The organism is Pseudoalteromonas sp. MMG033, assembly GCF_057197785.1.
Genome location: NZ_CM170070.1, coordinates 238,015 through 255,115, shown reverse-complemented (window position 1 = coordinate 255,115; position 17,101 = coordinate 238,015). Strand labels below are relative to the sequence as shown.

18 protein-coding genes are annotated in these 17,101 nt (G+C 43.1%); 13 read left to right on the top strand and 5 right to left on the bottom strand.

Annotated features, from left to right (window positions below):
• Position 1: 1 nt before the first annotated feature.
• The 6 genes from cobS to ung are packed head-to-tail and all read left to right on the top strand — an operon-like array spanning position 2 to position 4,916.
• Positions 2 to 778 carry an adenosylcobinamide-GDP ribazoletransferase gene (gene cobS / locus AC2CZC_RS01130; RefSeq protein WP_484583524.1) on the top strand — a complete coding sequence of 259 codons (777 nt, stop codon included), beginning with the start codon at positions 2 to 4 and terminating at the stop codon, positions 776 to 778.
• Positions 775 to 1,317, top strand: a complete 543-nt coding sequence (gene cobU, locus AC2CZC_RS01125) for a bifunctional adenosylcobinamide kinase/adenosylcobinamide-phosphate guanylyltransferase (protein ID WP_484583523.1) — start codon at positions 775 to 777, stop codon at positions 1,315 to 1,317. Before cobS ends, cobU begins: the two co-directional genes overlap by 4 nt.
• Positions 1,314 to 2,783, top strand: coding sequence for a cobyric acid synthase (locus AC2CZC_RS01120; protein WP_484583522.1), 1,470 nt, complete (start codon positions 1,314 to 1,316; stop codon positions 2,781 to 2,783). The genes cobU and AC2CZC_RS01120 overlap by 4 nt, the downstream gene beginning before the upstream one ends.
• A gap of 9 nt (positions 2,784 to 2,792) precedes the next feature.
• Positions 2,793 to 3,392, top strand: coding sequence for a cob(I)yrinic acid a,c-diamide adenosyltransferase (gene cobO / locus AC2CZC_RS01115; protein WP_484583521.1), 600 nt, complete (start codon positions 2,793 to 2,795; stop codon positions 3,390 to 3,392).
• Between the two features lie 13 nt (positions 3,393 to 3,405).
• Positions 3,406 to 4,260 (top strand): cobalamin-binding protein, encoded by an 855-nt coding sequence (locus tag AC2CZC_RS01110; RefSeq protein WP_484583520.1) that lies wholly within the window; start codon positions 3,406 to 3,408, stop codon positions 4,258 to 4,260.
• A complete protein-coding gene (ung, locus tag AC2CZC_RS01105) occupies positions 4,257 to 4,916 on the top strand; it encodes a uracil-DNA glycosylase (RefSeq protein WP_484583519.1) in 660 nt (219 codons plus the stop codon). Before AC2CZC_RS01110 ends, ung begins: the two co-directional genes overlap by 4 nt.
• Before the next feature lie 79 nt (positions 4,917 to 4,995).
• Here the strand turns inward: ung and AC2CZC_RS01100 are convergent, their stop codons facing one another.
• Both AC2CZC_RS01100 and tal read right to left on the bottom strand, forming a co-directional pair.
• Entirely contained in the window at positions 4,996 to 5,187 is a 192-nt protein-coding gene (locus tag AC2CZC_RS01100) for a DUF3545 family protein (protein ID WP_039611677.1), read from the bottom strand.
• Positions 5,188 to 5,642: 455 nt separating this feature from the next.
• A complete protein-coding gene (tal, locus tag AC2CZC_RS01095) occupies positions 5,643 to 6,593 on the bottom strand; it encodes a transaldolase (protein WP_484583518.1) in 951 nt (316 codons plus the stop codon).
• Positions 6,594 to 6,884: 291 nt separating this feature from the next.
• Here tal and yaaA point away from each other — a divergent pair, with 291 nt between their 5' ends.
• The gene (gene yaaA / locus AC2CZC_RS01090) at positions 6,885 to 7,664 is read left to right on the top strand and encodes a peroxide stress protein YaaA (protein WP_484583517.1); all 780 of its coding nucleotides are present in this window, start codon (positions 6,885 to 6,887) and stop codon (positions 7,662 to 7,664) included.
• A gap of 202 nt (positions 7,665 to 7,866) precedes the next feature.
• Entirely contained in the window at positions 7,867 to 9,042 is a 1,176-nt protein-coding gene (locus tag AC2CZC_RS01085) for an MFS transporter (protein ID WP_484583516.1), read from the top strand.
• Here AC2CZC_RS01085 and AC2CZC_RS01080 read toward each other — a convergent pair.
• Together AC2CZC_RS01080 and srmB are read right to left on the bottom strand one after the other, a co-directional pair.
• On the bottom strand, positions 8,999 to 9,757 hold the full coding sequence (locus AC2CZC_RS01080; RefSeq protein ID WP_484583515.1) for a hypothetical protein: 759 nt from the start codon (positions 9,755 to 9,757) through the stop codon (positions 8,999 to 9,001). The genes AC2CZC_RS01085 and AC2CZC_RS01080 overlap by 44 nt on opposite strands.
• A gap of 574 nt (positions 9,758 to 10,331) precedes the next feature.
• Positions 10,332 to 11,564 (bottom strand): ATP-dependent RNA helicase SrmB, encoded by a 1,233-nt coding sequence (gene srmB / locus AC2CZC_RS01075; RefSeq protein ID WP_484583514.1) that lies wholly within the window; start codon positions 11,562 to 11,564, stop codon positions 10,332 to 10,334.
• Between the two features lie 67 nt (positions 11,565 to 11,631).
• Between srmB and AC2CZC_RS01070 the strand changes: the two genes are divergently transcribed.
• A complete protein-coding gene (locus AC2CZC_RS01070; protein WP_484583513.1) occupies positions 11,632 to 12,330 on the top strand; it encodes a tRNA1(Val) (adenine(37)-N6)-methyltransferase in 699 nt (232 codons plus the stop codon).
• A gap of 40 nt (positions 12,331 to 12,370) precedes the next feature.
• Positions 12,371 to 12,880, top strand: a complete 510-nt coding sequence (locus tag AC2CZC_RS01065; RefSeq protein WP_484583512.1) for a hypothetical protein — start codon at positions 12,371 to 12,373, stop codon at positions 12,878 to 12,880.
• A 35-nt stretch (positions 12,881 to 12,915) separates the two neighbouring features.
• On the opposite strand, the gene fldB is transcribed toward AC2CZC_RS01065, so the two are convergent.
• Entirely contained in the window at positions 12,916 to 13,437 is a 522-nt protein-coding gene (gene fldB / locus AC2CZC_RS01060) for a flavodoxin FldB (RefSeq protein WP_484583511.1), read from the bottom strand.
• Between the two features lie 77 nt (positions 13,438 to 13,514).
• Here fldB and xerD point away from each other — a divergent pair, with 77 nt between their 5' ends.
• The 3 genes from xerD (at position 13,515) to recJ (ending at position 17,101) form a co-directional block, all read left to right on the top strand.
• A complete protein-coding gene (xerD, locus tag AC2CZC_RS01055; protein WP_484583510.1) occupies positions 13,515 to 14,441 on the top strand; it encodes a site-specific tyrosine recombinase XerD in 927 nt (308 codons plus the stop codon).
• A gap of 63 nt (positions 14,442 to 14,504) precedes the next feature.
• A complete protein-coding gene (gene dsbC, locus AC2CZC_RS01050) occupies positions 14,505 to 15,236 on the top strand; it encodes a bifunctional protein-disulfide isomerase/oxidoreductase DsbC (protein WP_484583509.1) in 732 nt (243 codons plus the stop codon).
• Positions 15,237 to 15,370: 134 nt separating this feature from the next.
• The gene (gene recJ, locus AC2CZC_RS01045; RefSeq protein ID WP_484583508.1) at positions 15,371 to 17,101 is read left to right on the top strand and encodes a single-stranded-DNA-specific exonuclease RecJ; all 1,731 of its coding nucleotides are present in this window, start codon (positions 15,371 to 15,373) and stop codon (positions 17,099 to 17,101) included.

Here is a 17,101-nt window from a genome sequence, read left to right as displayed (position 1 = left end):
TATGACACAGTGGTCTTTGTTTAAGTTGGCCGTGATATTTTTAACTCGGATCCCGATTAAATTGACGGCGTCTGTTACGGATGCCGATATAAATCAGTCTAGCCGTTACTTTGCCAGTGTGGGCGTTTGCATCGGCTTGATGATGGCACTTCTGATGTGGGTTTTGTCGCTTGTATTGCCTATGAGCGTAGCAATTTTATTCACGCTCGGTGCAAGCGTTTTGCTCACAGGCGCATTTCATGAAGATGGGTTTGCAGATGTATGGGATGGCTTTGGCGGTGGTTGGAGTCAGCAGCAGAAGCTGGACATCATGAAGGACAGTCGCCTGGGCACCTATGGCAGTGTGGCGCTGCTTATCTTAATGCTGAGTAAATTTCACTTGATGCTAACCCTTAGCGGTAACCTATTTGCACTGTTATGGGGGATTGTGTTGGCGCAGTCTTTGAGCCGCCTAAACGCGACCAGTTTGATTGGCAAGCTGCCCTATGTACAGCTAGATGCACAGAGCAAAGTTAAGCCTGTAGCAAAGAGTCTTCAGCTATCCTGCCGTGCAATTTTATACTTAACAGGCATTGTCGTACTCGCTGCTGCTTTTGTCTGCTCAGTGCTTACGTTATGGCAAGTGATTGCTTTAATCGTCACTTTATGGCTCACCCGTCTTTTGTGTCAGTATTGGTTTAAAAAGCAGTTGGGCGGTTACACTGGGGATTGCTTGGGCGCAGCGCAGCAAATCTCAGAATTAATGATTTATATCTTTTTGGTTGTAAGCCTTATATGACTAAGCATGTTGAACTCATTTTGGGTGGTGCACGTTCTGGGAAGAGCGCGCTTGCCGAGCAAAGAGCACAAAGCTGGTTGGAGAGTGGCTTAGTCAAAGAGCTTATCTATGTGGCAACTGCGCAAAGTAAAGATGAGGAGATGGCTGAGCGTATTGCACACCATCGAGCCTCAAGGCTTTCTTGCTGGAAGGTGATTGAGTGTCCATGGGATATCGCCCCGATCATTAACGCGTTATCACCGTCCCAATGCGCTCTGGTTGATTGCTTAACATTATGGCTGACTTATGGTTTGTGTGAGGTTGAGTTCTCTGAGTACGAAAAACAAAAATCTCAATTGCTCACCGCACTTCAAAATACAAAAGGCAAGGTCATACTGGTGAGTAACGAAGTGGGCCATGGTATCGTGCCTATGGGGGCGCTGAGCCGTCAATTTGTAGATGAATCAGGTCGTCTGCATCAACACATTGCAGCTGTGGCAGATCATGTTGATTTTGTCATGGCAGGTTTGGCATTGAATTTAAAAAGTGAACAAAAATGAAGACATTGATGGTGCAAGGCACCACTTCTGATGCGGGTAAGAGCACGCTGGTTGCAGGCCTTTGCCGTGTAGCGGCTCGAAAAGGACTTAAAGTTGCCCCGTTTAAGCCACAAAATATGGCACTCAATAGTGCCGTGACGTCCTGTGGCGGAGAGATTGGTCGCGCACAAGCGCTGCAAGCGATGGCAGCAAAGGTGCCACTCAGTGTTGATTTTAATCCGATCTTGCTCAAACCCAATTCTGATACGGGCGCGCAAGTGATTGTGCATGGCCAAGCACTGACCAATATGGAAGCGGGTAAGTATCATGATTATAAAGCGGTAGCGATGCAGGCTGTGATTGAGTCCCATGAGCGATTAGGGAAAACATATCAATATTGCATGGTGGAGGGCGCGGGGAGTCCTGCTGAAATCAACCTTAGAGAAAACGACATTGCCAATATGGGGTTTGCCTGTAAGGTCGAATGCCCAGTGATTATAATTGCTGATATTGATAAAGGCGGTGTATTTGCCCACCTTGTCGGTACGCTTGCTTTGTTGAGTGAACAGGAGCAGGCCTTAGTGCAAGGGTTTGTGATCAACCGATTTCGGGGCGATATTAGTTTACTGCAATCCGGTTTAGATTGGCTTGAGGACTATACTGGTAAACCCGTATTAGGTGTTTTACCTTACTTACATGATTTGGCACTGGATGCGGAAGACGCAATTACGATTGAGAATCGAACCGACGATGCACTGTTACGGGTTGCTGTTTTACTGCTACCTCACATTTCCAACCATACCGACTTCGACAGTTTGAGATTAAATGCAAAAGTGGATTTAAGATATGTGCGTCATGGTGAGAAAATTGGCAGTGTTGATCTGATCATTATTCCGGGCAGTAAAAATGTCATCAATGATTTAGCCTTTTTACGAAGCGAAGGCTGGGATAAAGAAATCAATCGACACATCAGGTATCAAGGCAAGGTGTTGGGTATTTGTGGGGGGTTGCAAATGCTCGGGCAAGAAATTACAGATCCGTTGAATATAGAATCAACTCAAGCTCGTACCAATGCACTCGGTTTGGTGGCATTGACTACGGAGCTTGGTGAAAAAAAGCAGCTAACCAATGTGTCTGGGCAGTGCTTATTAAATGGCAAAGCCATTGCCATTTCTGGGTATGAAATTCACTGTGGTCAAAGTCGCGGAGAGGCGCTAGCGCAGCCGTTTCTCACTTTTGATGAACATCCATTCGGTATGCAAAAAGATGGCTTTATTTCTGATGATAATTTGGTGGCGGGCACTTACTTACATGGCCTGTTTGATAATCCCGCTGCGAGTCGTGCTATTTTACAATGGGCATGTGATGAGCAGTTTGATTTTGATGGTTTTGATCTGGCGCAGCACCGTGAAGCTCAGCTTGATAGATTAGCGGATATGTGTGAGCAGCATTTAGATATAGATAAGATTTTTGAACTCAAGGTATAGGAGTCCAGTATGACGGATAAGAATCAAGATAAGCACAAAGCGCGACAGCAAAAAGTAAAAGAGCAAGTAGACCAAAAGGTCGCTGAAGCGAACATTGAGCAGGGTATCTTGCAGGTGATCACCGGCAATGGTAAAGGTAAATCAACATCTGGTTTTGGCACTGTTGCCCGGTGTGTTGGCCATGGTATGAATGCAGCAGTGGTGCAATTTATTAAAGGCACATGGGAATGCGGTGAGCGCAATTTATTAGAGAATGCGGGTGTCCCATTTGCCGTGATGAAAACGGGCTTTACGTGGGAAACACAAGATAGAGAAAGCGACACGCAAGCTGCACAAGCAACGTGGCAGCATGCAAAAGCATGGTTACAAGATGAAAATATTGACTTGGTTTTATTAGATGAGCTGACTTACATGGTGAGTTACGATTATCTGGACCTTGATGAGGTGATTGAAGCGCTCAGTAATCGACCGAAAATGCAATCAGTGATCATCACAGGTCGCGGTGCGCACCGCAGGTTGACTGAGCTTGCAGACACCGTCAGTGAAGTGAGAAATATAAAACACGCTTTTGAAGCTGGCATTCAGGCACAAAAAGGGTTTGATTACTAATGAGGGATTACTAATGGACAGGCATGTTTGGTGGCTGCTTCTGAGTTTGTTACTGTCTGCTAGTTGTTTCGCGCAGGATAGTAAGCAGCCCAGTCGGATCATTGCATTGGCACCGCATATCGTTGAAAATCTATATGCAATTGGGGCTGGTGATAAAATTGTAGGTACTGTGGAATATGCGGATTATCCAGAGGCAGCTAATCGCATCCCTCGAATTGGCGGATACCATGGGATCCAACTAGAAAAAGTACTTGCGCTGGCGCCTGATCTGGTCATTGTTTGGAAAAATGGTAATAAAGAAGCGGATATCGAAAAGTTAAAATCACTGGGTATTCCGATTGCATACAGTGTGTCTAAAGACATCCGTCGAGTACCGACAGAATTAATCAAACTGGGTGAACTTACCGGGCATAAGGCGCAGGCAGAGCAGCTTGCTGATAAGTTTAATCAACGCTATCAGCAAATAATTAAGCAGTTTCAAGGTAAAGATTCTCTGGACGTATTTTATCAACTTTGGCCTTCCCCACTGATGACGACCAATGGTAAAACTTGGATACATCAGACGCTCAATATGTGCGGTGTACGCAATGTCTTTGCAGAGGCGGCCACTGAATATCCGCAGATAAGCCTTGAGAATGTGATTGCTAAGCACCCTCAAGTGATCATTATTCCAAATGAGAAAGCCGCAAAGCAACCACAGCAAGTACAATGGCAAAAGTGGACGGAGATACCAGCTGTAAAGCATGGGCAATATATCGAAGTTGACGCTGACTTATTGCATCGCTTTAGCACGCGTATGCTTGAGGGAGTACAAGATATGTGTGATAAACTCCATGCTTCAAGAAAATATTATGGAAAGCGACTATGATATCGTGGCAATCGCTTATTGAAGCGCAAAAGCAACAGCCTTATTTGCAGGAAACTTTGGTACATGTTGCGCAAAGACGTAGTGAAGGCGTGACCGTGTTTCCGCCGGATGAACAGGTGTTTGCAGCGCTAGATGAAACTGCTCTTGAGGATATAAAGGTCGTGATATTAGGTCAAGATCCGTATCATGGTCCTAATCAAGCCCATGGTTTGTGTTTTTCTGTGTTGCCTGGCGTAAAGGTGCCTCCCTCTTTGGTAAATATGTATAAAGAGCTGGCTAACGACATTGAGGGATTTGAAGTTCCCGATCATGGTTATTTATTGCCGTGGGCTCAGCAAGGTGTTTTGCTGTTAAACACAGTGTTGACTGTTGAGCAAGGTCAGGCGCACTCTCACAAACAGCTAGGGTGGGAGCGTTTCACCGATGTGGTGATAAATACCATAAATGAGCACTGCGAGGGTGTGATATTTTTACTTTGGGGCGCACACGCGCAAAAGAAAGGTAAATCAATTGACACATCACGACATCATGTTTTGCATGCGCCACATCCTTCACCGCTGTCTGCGCACAGAGGCTTTTTTGGCTGTCAACATTTCTCCAAGACCAACGCATTACTACAATCTATGGATAAATCTCCCATCGATTGGCAAATATGATACCAGATAACTGACGTGCCAAGCACGTCAGTGGATTTGATACAGACAAACAAAAAGGCTCTATAGTAGAGCCTTTTTGCTATATAAAATCGAGTTCGTCTAAGTCGACACTGTCTGCGAATATGTCTAGTTCTTCCAATTCCTTACGAAGGCGCTGTCGGTCTTTTAGCGCTTCAATTTCACGCCATTTTCTTTTTTTCCCCTTCGAAGAGGCTCTTTTTTTCGGTTCTGGACTTTCTACAACTTCAATCATATCGTCTAGGCTATCCATGAATATCTCCTATTGATGTACTAACCTCAAAACATGTGCTTAAGCATTACCCCATTTGCATGAAAAACACACTTGAGTAATGCTGGTATACCACAGACAGTAGAAAAATAAAACACAAATATGTCTTTAAAGTGAAAACAAAGTGACACTTTGATGACAAACAAAGAATCTGTATGTTTGAGAAAAAACATGTCGATCTTAATAGGGATTGCACATCGAGTAGCTAAATGAGTTGGATTTTTGAACTATATTATCTTGAAATACAACAGTTTCTATTCGAGGAAATCACAGTGTTCAGGTATGTTAGCTGCTGGCGAAGGTTATCTAGTTTGGGTGGGGAAGCGTTGTTTAAATCGTCGCTTAAAACAAATGTAAATAAATATAAACCGAGCGGGGATTTTATTGAGGATATGAAAAGCTGAGCGAACTTTACTCAGCTTTTCGAACAATTAATCTTAAAGTGATTTAACTTCAGACTCTAGGATTTCTTGTGCGTGAGCGAATGCTCTGATGCCCTCAGCAAGTTTTTCTGTTGCCATAGCATCTTGGTTATGCAACCAGCGGAATTCGCTCTCAGTGAGCGGTGCTGGTTTGTCTGCTGATGCTGGTGCGTTTTCTAGTAGATAATCTTCAGTTGCCGCTAATTCACCTAGCTCTTCTAGTAGCGCTGGGCTAATCGTCAGCTTATCACACCCTGTTAGGGCGACGATTTCTCCCGTGTTACGGAAACTTGCGCCCATAACCACAGTTTTGTAGCCATGACGCTTGTAGAAATCATAAATAGTGCGAACAGACTGAACACCTGGGTCGTCAAGCGGATCAGTTGGCTTATCAACACCATTGGCGACATGCCAGTCAAGGATACGGCCAACAAAAGGCGAGATTAAAAATACGTTTGCATCTGCACATGCGCGCGCTTGCGCTTGGCTGAATAGCAGCGTGAGATTACATTTTACGCCTTGCTTTTCAAGTGCTTCAGCTGCTTTGATACCTTCCCAAGTTGATGCGATTTTGATTAAGATCTTATTTTTGCTTACACCTTGCTCAACATAAAGCGCAAGTAGCTGCTCTGCTTTTGCAATCGTCGCCTGAGTATCAAATGATAAACGTGCATCTACCTCTGTAGAGATATAGCCAGGTACGATGTTAGCAATTTCTTTACCGATTAAAACCGCGAAATAATCACAAGCGAGTTCGATTTGCTTTTGCTCATCTTGCTCTTGTGATTTTGCGTAATCTAAAGCTTGTTTTAGAAACGGCTGATAGGCAGGCGTCTGCGCCGCTTTTAATAAAAGAGAAGGGTTTGTTGTTGCGTCTTCCGGTTGATGTTTACGGATCGCTTCGATGTCACCTGTATCGGCAACGATCGATGAATGCTGTTTTAGCCTATCTAATGCTGAAGTCATGCTGTCCTCATTCCTAATTTTTGCAGCTTAAATAAATTACACACCTTATGTTGCAATACCGTGATCAGCTTTTATAGGTCAAATGTCCTTATGATTGATTATCATATGGCTTGCCTTAGCCTGTTTGGTTATTGTTATGATTAGGTGAGTGATGTATACCCACAGTAAAGGTGCGGTCTTACCTTGCGGTTATTTGTTTGAACAACTAAGAGCGAAAGATTTTACGCTTGCGATCAACTGTGGATAGTGTTGAAATTGACATTAATCAATATTTAAGTCAATAGGCTATCAATGATCACGGTTATTTCACCCGCAAAAAATCTCGATTACGACTCTAGTGCACCAACAACGCGCCACACCTTACCTGAGTTATTGACGCATTCTGAAGCGTTAATTTCAGTCTGTCGTGACTTAAGTCCTCAAGAAATCGGTAGTTTGATGAAAATCAGCGATAAACTGGCTGGTTTAAATGCGGCGAGATTTGCTGATTGGTCGCAGCCGTTCACTTTGGATAATGCAAAACAGGCGATTTTTGCTTTTAACGGTGATGTGTATACAGGTCTTGATGCGACCACATTACCAGAAGAGGTCGTTGATTATACACAGCAGCATTTGCGGATTTTGTCTGGCCTTTATGGCGTATTAAAGCCACTTGATTTGATGCAAGCTTATCGCTTGGAAATGGGCACAAAATTGGCGAACACGCGTGGTAAAAACTTATATGAGTTTTGGGGGACGGTGATTGCTGAGAAGCTTAATGAAGCGTTATCAGCGTCTGGCTCTAGCCAACTTATCAATTTGGCCTCTAATGAGTATTTTAAGGCGGTAGATAAAAAAGCGCTAAATGGTGAAATTATAACGCCAATATTTAAAGACTGTAAAAATGGTCAATACAAGGTGATCAGCTTTTATGCGAAAAAAGCGCGTGGCATGATGGCTAGATATATTATGGAGAATAATGTTGATAATATCGAAGCACTTAAGGCATTCGATGTTGCGGGTTATTACTTTAGCGAAGAGGCAACCAAAAAAGCGAACGAGCCAGTATTTTTGCGTGAAGAACAAGCCTAGATAGTGCTTAGCTTTATGAGGTACTGAAAAATAACGCAGTTCGTGAATAAATAATATCTCATCGCGCAATCAAGTTGTGATGAGGTATTATTTATTGTAAGCCTCAGACTTATTTGTTAATTTTCTTGCTTTCATTTCGATTTTACTGTCCAGTATGAGCTGAACCCTGCCATTATTTTATTTAAAGTAAGGACACTGAGCATTGAATAAAAATGTCTTTTTATTGGCATGCTGCCAAGGACTGATGACCACGGGCAATATTTTATTGGTCACCATTAGCGCTTTGGTTGGCCAAAAGTTAAGTGGTTCTGACACCTTGATCACTCTGCCTATTGCGACCCAAATGCTTGGATTGTTGCTTGCAACTGTACCTGCATCATTGGTGATGGCTAAAACAGGCCGCAAGTTAGGCTTTAGTATAGGCAATATTATTGGTACTTCAGGTGCAATATTGGGCTATTTGGCACTGATAAATAGTCAGTTTTACTTGTTTTGTTTAGCTACATTTCTAATTGGTATAGGAATTGGTTTCGCCACCTTGTATCGTTTTGCGGCGATCGAAGTCAGTGACAAACCCGCGCGTGCGATTTCGATGATCATGGCCAGTGGCGTTATCGCGGCAGTACTTGGGCCCAATTTGGCAGTATGGGTGAATCATTACTTGCCTGAAATTAATTTTGCAAATTCATTTTTGGCATTGACCTGTGTGTATTTGCTCGCTCTGACTTTATTACAACTGGTCACGTTCAATGAAGTCTCAGGTCAACAAAGCCAGCATCAACAAAGACCAATTAAACGGATAATTGCTCAGCCGCAATTTATGATTGCCGCATTTATTGGCATGATCAGTTATTCAGTCATGAACTTATTGATGACGGCGACTCCACTGGCAATGCATCGTCACGGTTTTGATTTGGCACAGTCTGCTTTAGTCATTGAATGGCATGTGCTTGGCATGTTTTTACCTTCTTTTTTTACTGGTAAGTTGATAGAAAAATTTAGCTCTATGGTAATGATCATTGTCGGTTGCATTTTGATGTTGGCTTGTTCGGTCATTAATCTACTGGGGGTGAGCCATTGGCATTTCTTAATTGCACTGTTTACGTTGGGCGTGGGTTGGAACTTTATGTTTATCAGTGCGACTTCATTAGTCAGCGAGACATATCAGCCTCACGAGCGGGCAAAGACACAAGCGGCAAATGAATTTTTTGTATTTAGTATGGTGGTGCTTTCATCGCTATTTGCAGGTTGGCTTGAAAGTGAAATTGGCTGGCAAGCACTTAACATATGGTCAATACCAATCGTCGTGCTGGCGTTGCTGGCCTCTGCTTGGTTTAAGCTATGCTCACCCCTTTCGCCAGTTGTAAGTAAGCTTTAACGACCGCATCACGGAATAATAAATCTGAATATTTATGTTGCGCTCGGTATGACTGGCAAAATGTTTTGGGGTCTACTTCAGTACGCTGTAATAAATGGTCAGTGAGATGGTCATATTGATTGTACCAAGCGGTTTTAATGTGCTTTGGGGTATTTGGTAGAGTCGAGAGAATACGCTCGCTCAATCTGAATTCTGACTTTCTAGCCAATGAGATCATGTCATCATTGGCAGCACCTAGCCAACAAGCGCCTTGTTGATTTACGCATACAAGCGGCAAAAATGGCGCAAGTGTCGGAAACAGATCGTTTTGATACAAGGTGACCTGCCAGTACTTTTGTGCAATCGCACAAAACTGCTCAAAGCTTGATATAGCGCTAAAACCACTTTTGACGAGTTCTACTACTTCAACGCGGGGTTTGTTAGGGTTCACGGTATCGTTTGCGGCATCAATATACCAGTCATCAATTACAATCGCATTTTGAAAATATTCATCTCTTAAAGAGCCCCAAACAGGTTTTAACGTATGCCCTAAGCTTATTTTTCTTTCTAGTAGTTGCAACGGTTTAGGTATTGTCGGCATAGCGAGACGCTCTAGTAGTAACTCTAATATTGCATTGCGGATTTCTTTACAGCGACCAAGTGGGTAGGGCTTGTCTGCAAAGTAGGGATACTTTGCTACGAGTTGAGGATCTACAAGTAGGCGTAGCTCCGCCAAATATCTTTCCAAAATTACTTTCTGGTATTCTTCCACATGATTACCTGTTTTAATAAAGTTATAATATTTAATTTTTTATAATTATAGGATTTTTTTGATTTATATTTTGATTATCTGATACATTAGCGGCTCATAACTAACAAGGGTACAAATAAAGTGTATAAGCGATTATTTTTTGCACTAGCTGCATTATTCTCAAGTGTTTCATATGCAAACCAAATTGATACAGAAATTAACAGTGTTGGATGTAACACAAATAATAGTATTTGCTTTATCTATATTTCAAATCTACAGAATGGTAACTCTAAAATTCCTAGTTCAAACACTTGCCTTCATAAGAATTTAAACTCAATTCGTTGGGACTCAGCAAACATACAAAATGCAGATTCTATTCTTTCTGTATTCCTAACTGCTGCGGCTTCGCAAAAAACAGTAACAATGTGGATTCCTGATAACGCGTGCGTGACAGGCTACCCAACGATATCTTTTGCTCATGTGAAAAGATATTAGACATCACATTGATTGCTAAATCATTGTTGTATAGGAAAAGCCCCGTTTATACGGGGCTTAGTTTTTATTTTTTCTTTTTGCTTTTAGTTTTAGCCGCTTTTTTCTTGGCTTTAATTTTTGCTGCGTCTTTTTTCTTTTTCGGCGCCTTAGCTTCTTTGTGTTTCGGCTCTAGCCCTTCGATGGCGCGTCGTTTCAATTTTTGATCTGTATAACGCTCGACCTTACCTAAAACTTCAACATCATGTGCTTCAACCAGTGAGATAGCCGTGCCTTTTTTACCTGCACGACCTGTACGGCCAATACGGTGAACATAAATGTCTGCAGTGCGTGGCATATCGAAGTTGATTACGTGCGTTATGTCGGGAACATCGATGCCTCGCGCAGCCACATCTGTTGCAACTAAGATATTGGTTCTGCCACTGTGGAAGCTCGCCATGGCTGACATGCGCTTATCTTGCGGCATCTCACCTCGTAGCCAAGTCGTCTTGATTTCATTGGCATACAGCTCACCAATTAACTGCTCTAGACGCTCTCGAGTTTTAACAAAAACAATGGCTTTTTCGACTTCTTCGCTTTTTAGTAAGTGCGTTAGCAACGCTAATTTATGTGTGTAGTCGTCAGCAAGATGAGCCCACTGGTGGATTTTGCCTTTTTCTTTTCTCGATGGCTCTGCTTCTAGTAGTGCAGGATCATTGAGCATGCGTTCAGCGAATAACTCAACGCTATCACCTTCAAGTGTTGCGGAGAATAAGAAGCCCTGACGGCGGTTTTTAGCTTCTTCACAGATACGTAGCATTTCTTTTTTGAAGCCCATATCTAGCATGCGGTCGGCCTCATCGAGAACCAGTAGCTCGACGTTGTCAGCGTGGAAGTTTTCAGTTTCCAAGTATTCCATTAAGCGACCCGGGGTTGCTATCAGAATATCATTGTTTTTTTCGAAGATTTCCTTGTGGCTGCCATAGTTGATACCACCTGTGACAACACCAATACGCAAATGTGTGTTTTCTGCAAGTGCCTGACACTGTTCGTGTACTTGATAAGCAAGCTCCCTGGTGGGGGTCATAATTAAGACACGTGCAAACCCAGGGTCTTTTCTTGGAAAATCCAGCAAGTATTGAATCGCAGGAATAAGAAAAGCGGCTGTTTTTCCTGTGCCAGTGGGCGCTGATGCAAGAATGTCACGCCCAAGTAGCGCTTCAGGAATAGCCAGCTGTTGAATGCTGGTAGCGGTTGTATAACCAATTTTTTTTATGGCAGAGAGTACCTTGCCATCAAGGTCAAATTCAGAAAATTGCATAATGCATCACAAATAAAGGACAATAGCGGAATTATACTTGTGCTTGGCGTTTTCTAAAAGGTGCAATATGGCAAGCTTTGCATTTAAACAATTTAAAATTGACCAAAACCATGCCGCAATGAAGGTTTCAACGGATGGGATCATGTTTGGCGCGTGGTTATCGCTCGATAACGTAAAAAATGTACTTGATGTGGGTACAGGTACCGGGTTGTTGAGTTTAATGGTAAAACAGCGGTTACCTGAATTAACATTATCTGCGATTGAAATAGATGAGCTGGCAAGTAAAGATGCAAGCCAGAATATTGCGTGCTCACCGTGGCCAGATATTCGATTACATCGCATAGCCGTGCAAGAATTTGAGTCGCCGGATAAGTTTGATTTGATATTCAGCAACCCACCTTATTTTCAAGCAAGCTTGAAAGGAGAGAATGCACAGCGGAATTTAGCAAGGCATACAGATAGTCTGAGCTTTGCAGATTTAATTTCATCGTTTTTGCGCCTGTCCACTGAATGTGGCAGGCTGGCTATTATACTACCTACAGATGGTGCACATGCGTTTATTGAGCAAGCGCATTCGCAAGGGTTATTTTTGACTCGTCAATGCGAGGTGAAAACGACGCCCTCTAAACCTGTGTCACGGGTCATGTTTGAATTATCAAAAGTAGAGCAGGCATTGGTGGCAGAGTCTTTGTGTATTTATGATGGCAATAATCAGTACAGTGCAGAATATACGCATTTGTGTCGTGCTTTTTATTTAAAAATGTAAAAGCTGTGCACGAGCGTATGCACAATGAGTGGAGAGTGTGATGGATCGCGCACAACAGATAAAACAAGTATTGGGCTTTTTAGACGACATTGCTTTGCCATATAGGGTGGTGAGCTTTGCACAAGAGACTTTTTTACCCGGGCTTAGGCATAATCATGGGATGTTAGAAATCGACATGGATAAACTGATATACCCTGGTGATATATTGCATGAAGCTGGGCACTACGCCGTATGCGAGCCAAAAGAGCGGCACCTTTTAGATGGTGATATTTATAAAACAGGGTTAAAGCATCAACGCCCAAAACAGCAAATGATGGGGGAGGAAATGGCGGCAACAGCTTGGTCAGTCGCGGCTGCAAAACATCTCGGATTTTCTCTTGATGTTGTATTTCATGACGCGGGATACAGAGGTAATAGTGAGAGCTTAATTAGTGCATTTGAACAAGGAGGAGGTATCGGTCATCCGTTATTAGGTGCTTATCAGATGAGTTGCAAAGAACAAGGGTTTCCAAAAATGCAGACGTGGATAAGACAGGTTTCTTGGGCTTGAAGATTGTGTGAGCGGGTGTGCCCGCTCAAATGCATTTATAGTGTCGCTGCGTATTCAGTCATAACTTGTTCAATCCAAGTCGCGATACGCTCATCACTTTTCTCATATTGGCTGTCTTCATCTAAAGCCAAACCGACAAAGTGTTTTCCATCTTCTGTCAGTGCTTTTGATGCTTCAAATTCATAGTCATCTGAATTTGGCCAAAAGCCGATGAAATTAACGCCTTGAGGGGCAATTTTATCGTGCAGCATACCCAGTGCATCTTGGAACCACTGGCCATAACCTTGTTGGTCGCCCATGCCAAATAAGGCAATGGTCTTTCCACTGAGTTCAACACCATCGATGTCGTCCCAATGTGATTCCCAGTCTTCTTGTAATTCACCAAAGTCCCACGTTGAAATACCAAAGATTACAAAGTCGAATTGCTCTGCATTTTTCAGTGGTTCATCTTTGATGTTGTGTAAAGAAATGACATCTTTACCAATGATTTCTTGTATTTTTTCAGCGGCCATTTCTGTATAACAGGTTGTTGAACCGTAAAATAACCCGATTTGCATTGTATTCTTCACTCAAATGGCTGTTATTATGTGGAGGCAGTCTACCTTAAGGTTTAATCAATTGATACAGGCAGCCCGTGAACGAACAAGAAACCATATCAGAAATAGAAGAGGATGATTTCGACCCGATAGAATCATTCTTAGACGCCTTATTTTTAGAGCAGGGGTTGAGTGACAATACCATTTCCGCGTATCGCACAGACTTGGAGAAATTTTCAAGCTTTATACAGACGCAGCTTGAAGGCCAAGATATATTGGCCGTCAGTGTGGCAGATGTAGAGGCTTATTTAGCATATCGCGTTGATCTGGGCCTTAAACCAAGAAGTACAGCCAGATCAATTAGTGCCTTGAAGCGATTTTATCTTTACTGGGTAAATCACAAAAAAATCAGCCAAAGTCCACTTGTGAATATTGCACAACCTAAAACAGTGCAATCTTTACCAAAAACGCTGTCAGAGCAGGAAGTTGAAGCATTGTTAAATGCGCCGAATATTGAAGATGCAATGGGGCTTAGAGATAAAGCCATGTTGGAACTACTGTATGCAACGGGCCTTCGAGTAACTGAACTGGTTGGTTTGAGGATTGAGCAAATCAACTTGCGTCAAGCGGTTGTGTTAGTTAAGGGTAAAGGCGGCAAAGAGCGCATGGTGCCAATGGGTGAAGAATCATTGCGTTGGGTGGAGCAATTTTTGAGTGTTGGTAGACCTCAAATGGTGAAACATGCCAACGATTTTGTCTTTCCCTCGAAGCGCGGCATCGGCATGACGCGGCAAACTTTTTGGCATAGAATCAAACACTATGCTATGTTGGCTGATGTTAAGTCTCCATTATCTCCACATACGTTACGTCATGCATTTGCAACACACTTGCTGAATCATGGAGCAGACTTACGCGTTGTGCAAATGATGTTGGGTCATAGTGACTTGTCAACGACACAAATTTATACCCATGTTGCTAGTGAGCGTTTAAAATCTCTGCACGAGCAACATCATCCTAGGGCTTAATGGAATTTTATTGTAGTTTTACGGTCTTATTGGTGAATGAAAAACGAATTTACGAGAACAAAGATGAAAAAGTTATTTTTAGCAGCCGCGCTTGCGGTCAGTGCTTCTGCTTATGCAGAAGAAACAGCGCAAAAAGAAGGTGTTTTTGCAATTAATCCTATTCAGCAGTCTCTTGCTGGCCTTGGTTTATCAGTGAATGAAATTACAGATAGTCCAATTCCTGGGTTGAAAACCGTGATCACCGACCGCGGTGTGTTTTATTCTAGCACTGATGGCCGTTATTTAATGCAGGGTGCTTTAATCGATATTCCAAATAGAAAAAACTTAACAGAAGATGCGCTAAGTGGCGTTCGCAAAGAAGGCTTAAAGCAGTACGAAGACTCAATGATCGTCTACAAAGCTGAAAATGAAAAGCATCAGGTGACAATTTTTACCGATATTACTTGCGGTTACTGTCGTAAACTTCACCGTGAACTAGAGGATTACCTAGCAGCTGGGATCACGGTCAAATATCTTGCATTCCCGCGCGGCGGTATTCAAAGCCAAGGCTATGAAGATTTAATGAATGTTTGGTGTGCAAAAGATGCGGCAACGGCAATGACTGAAGCGAAAGCGGGTAATCCTGTAGCTGATGTTAAAGATTGCTCAGCACCAGTTGCTGAACACTATCAGTTGGGCCAAAAGTTTGGTGTTTCTGGAACGCCTGCGATTATTCTTGATGATGGTACGATCATTCCAGGCTACCAGCCGGCAGCTGAACTAGCTGCTTCATTAGAAAGAAATGCAAAGTCTTAAGCTTTACGTATAATAGACCCATTATGATAAAAAGGCCGTCAGGCCTTTTTTTGTGCCTGCAAATGTCATCCGTCCACTTATTTGTAGCCGCAAACTGGAATAACTAAAGTCAGATAAAGAGTAATCAGAGTTCTATGCAAACTAAGATCCAGCCTCGACAGCATGTTGATGATAGCTACTTGCCGGATAACCTTCATCCCGTTATTAAACAGCTCTATGCCTCGCGTGGTGTACAATCTGCGGCTGAGTTAAATAACAGTGCAGCGACACTGCTAGATTTTAAGCTATTTAAAGATATCACAGTGGCTTGTGAGATTTTGGCCGCCACACTCAATGCGCAGCAACGCATTCTGATTGTAGGTGACTTTGATGCTGATGGGGCAACTAGCACTGCGGTATTGATGCAAGGGTTGCCTGAGTTTGGTTTTAATCATGTTGATTATTTGGTGCCAGATAGGTTTAGTCTAGGTTACGGGCTCAGCCCAGCATTAGCCGAGCAAATAGTGCAACTAGGTCCAGATCTTGTGATAACGGTTGATAATGGCATTTCCTGTATTGCGGGTATCGACATTGTAAAGGCTGCTGGTATCAATGTTATCGTGACCGATCACCATTTACAGGGTGAGCAGTTGCCTAATGCCGATGCAATCATTAATCCAAACCGCCATGATTGTCAGTTTCCATCAAAGTCGATAGCAGGTGTTGGGGTAGCATTTTATCTATTAATTGCATTGCGGCATCATCTGCGCTCGGTGTCTTATTTCGAAAATAGCCAACGTCCAGAACCCAATTTAGCCTCGTTACTCGATATTGTGGCATTGGGCACAGTGGCCGATGTGGTTGCGTTAGATGCAAACAACCGTACTTTGGTTTTTCAAGGGTTGGCTCGTATAAAAAATGGTCAGACACGACCTGGCATAAAAGCCCTGATTGAAGTGTCTAATCGTAATATGAACCGGTTAACGGCCAGTGATTTTGGTTTTTCGTTAGCACCAAGGCTCAATGCGGCGGGTCGTTTGGATGACATGAGCTTGGGTATAGCTTGTCTGTTAGCGAAAGATGAATATCAAGCGCGCCGGATTGCGAATGAGCTTGATAGCTTAAATCATGAAAGACGCGAAATAGAGCAGGGGATGCAGCAAGAAGCAAACGCCGTTTTAGAGCGATTAAGCAATAAAACCCAAAGCGTACCAACGGCGGTGTGTTTGTATCAGGATGACTGGCATCAAGGTGTTATTGGTATCTTGGCTGGTCGACTGAAGGAAAAATATCACAGACCCGCGGTGATTTTTGCGCAAGGGGATGATGGTCAGATCAAAGGCTCGTGTAGATCGATTGAAGGCGTTCATATGCGTGATCTATTGGAGCACATTAACACACAAAACCCAGGCCTCATTTTGAAGTTCGGTGGTCATGCTATGGCGGCCGGGCTCAGTATTAATGAGTCACAATTTGCTGAATTCAAAACTGCGTTTGAAGCGCAAGTCGAAAAGCAATTGACTGAAGAATTGAAGCAAAGCGTGTTGCTGACCGATGGTGCGTTACCGAGCGAGTGTTTTAATATGGACTTTGCAAATATGCTCCAAGCGGCAGGGCCATGGGGGCAGCAATTCCCTGAGCCCATTTTTAGTGAACGCTTTGAGTTGGTACAGCAGCGTTTGGTTGCCGAAAAACATCTTAAATTAGTGCTAAAACACCCGACTGGTAAGCTGGTGGATGCCATCGCATTTAATGTGGATTTGAGGGCGTGGCCAAATATGTCTGCCCAGTTCGCTGAGGTGGCGTATCAACTCGATATCAACGAGTTTAGAGGCAAGTTTTCATTGCAGTTGATTGTTCGTGAGATCCAAGCCGTTACAAACTAG